We start from the raw sequence: 1,863 nt of genomic DNA on the forward strand, positions 1-1,863 counted from the left end.
CCCCCCCTCCCACATGAGGCCAGCAATATCACCCAAGCTCTATTTCCAGCACCTCGATCGCCACATCCCCCACCGGCCGCTTCCACACCAGCTCATCCCCGATTTTCGCCCCCAGCAAGGCCCGCCCCAGCGGCGAGCCCCAATTGATCAATCCATTGGCGGCATCGGCCTGGTCTTCACCCACCAGCTGCACTCGTTGCACTTGGTCGTGCTCATCGGCGAATGTCACCCAATGTCCGATTCGCACCTGATCACATTTGCTCAAAGTGACGACCTGCGCGCTTTGCAGCCGCTGATTGAAATAGCGCAGGTCCCGTTCGAGGTCGGCGATACGCTGCTTGTCCGCCTGCTCGCCCTGGGCTGTCTGTCGACCGTGCAGCGCTTGCAGCTCGGCAACCCGCGCCTGTAGCTGGGCAAGCCCGGCGGGCGTGACGTAATTGGGTTGTGCGCTGACCAGGCGCTCGACCGGCTGTTCGGCCTGGGCGGCGGCGTTGTCTTCGTTGACGAAGGCGCGACTCATGGAATTCTCCTCTATTGGAGTTTGGGCCATGGTCGCAGGGTTTTGGTTTCGACGAATGTCTGTACGCGACTCACGGCGAGCGATAAGCCCGGGCGGCGTCGCGATCTTTTTGCTGCTGCCAGGCCCGTTCGCGGTCGTCCCAATGGCGCTCGCGGTAGGCGTCACGCTCTTCGCTCTCGCGCATGGCCTGACACTGCCGAAAGCCATCGCTCCAGCCTTCGGCGTAGTGGGCGTCCTTGAGATAACGCGGCACATCCTTCCGGAATTGGCCGGTGATCGCGCCGGCGGCTTGCCGGCCACTGCTGCAACCGTCATCGAAGCCATCGGCGAAGGCCGGGGGATAACCTCGGGCGATCAGATCCTCGTGGGTGGTTTCGCAGCCACCGAGCAATATCAACACACCCAGTACCACTGCCGCGCGCCTCATGTCTGCCTGCCTGCCGGATCCACTTGTAAGGCAAGTCTAGAAGCGGATTCGTCAGAAAGGCGTGAAAGCGCGGTGATCATTCCGTTCGTTCAGTAGTGGTACCACTTCATTTCGAGCATCACCTCGGTTTCCGGCGAAGCCAATTGACTGAATTCGCGCTGGGCGCTCAGGCGCAGACCGAGGTTGCGCGACAATTCCCACTGCTGATTCAGACTCACGCTACGGCGCACTTCGCCGTTGACGAAGTAATCGCCCTTGGCTTCGAGGCTCAGGTTGCCCAGTGGGTTTTTCCACAGCACGCCGCTGTTGAAGCCGGCAGCCGGAGCGATGAACTGGGCGAAGTCGTTATTGTGCTCGACCCGCACCGTGCCCAGGGCGAAGCCCAGCACATCCTCAGCCAAGGCCCAGGTGCCCCCGGCGCCGCCGTTGACGTGGCTGACCAGCGTTTCATCGTCGTGTTTGCCAGGCACCCGCTCCAGGCCACCGGTAACCTGCCAGGACAGCGGCTGCAGCAACTCATTGCGCGGGGTCAGCGAGCGAATGGTCGCCAGGTCCAGTTGTTGTAGCTGCCAATCGTTGCCTTCGTACTGGCGCAGCTTCAATTGCAGGATCTCGATCTGTGCGCCGAGCGGGAAACTCTCGGCGTTGTCGTTGAGGTCGTGATAGGCCATGCGCAGGCCGTATTCACCGAACGCACGATCGCCTCGCGTGCCCAGGCCAGCCTGCCAGGTGCGCGATTCATGACCATCCTCGGGCAGGCCGGGTTGCGGGATTTCCAGTTCCGGTGCGGGGTTGCGGTTGATTGCCCGCAGCAGTTCGAAGCTGCGCTGGGCCCGCTGCGGGTCACGCTCCTGGCCGTTGGCGCGATAGCGCTCCAGGCGATAGGCCGCATCGATGATCAGGGCCTGGGGGGGGG

The 1,863-nt window shown here is 62.9% G+C and carries 3 protein-coding genes; all 3 read right to left on the reverse strand.

Going from position 1 to position 1,863, the window contains the following annotated elements; translation table 11 throughout:
* Positions 1-28 precede the first annotated feature (28 nt).
* Complete coding sequence (locus ACE04F_RS19325) at positions 29-520, reverse strand: GreA/GreB family elongation factor (RefSeq protein WP_486109179.1); 492 nt, start codon at positions 518-520, stop codon at positions 29-31.
* Positions 521-590: 70 nt separating this feature from the next.
* Positions 591-947 (reverse strand): hypothetical protein, encoded by a 357-nt coding sequence (locus ACE04F_RS19330; RefSeq protein ID WP_486109181.1) that lies wholly within the window; start codon positions 945-947, stop codon positions 591-593.
* A gap of 89 nt (positions 948-1,036) precedes the next feature.
* The coding region (locus ACE04F_RS19335; protein WP_486109183.1) for a DUF7840 domain-containing protein at positions 1,037-1,863 on the reverse strand (827 nt) is incomplete at its 5' end.

The organism is Pseudomonas sp. AGC41 (assembly GCF_057334555.1).

Bases quoted from the DNA above. Each gene is read 5' to 3' on its own strand.
- ACE04F_RS19325 (WP_486109179.1), bottom strand. From the start codon at position 520: ATGAGTCGCGCCTTCGTCAACGAAGACAACGCCGCCGCCCAGGCCGAA.
- ACE04F_RS19330 (WP_486109181.1), bottom strand. From the start codon at position 947: ATGAGGCGCGCGGCAGTGGTACTGGGTGTGTTGATATTGCTCGGTGGC.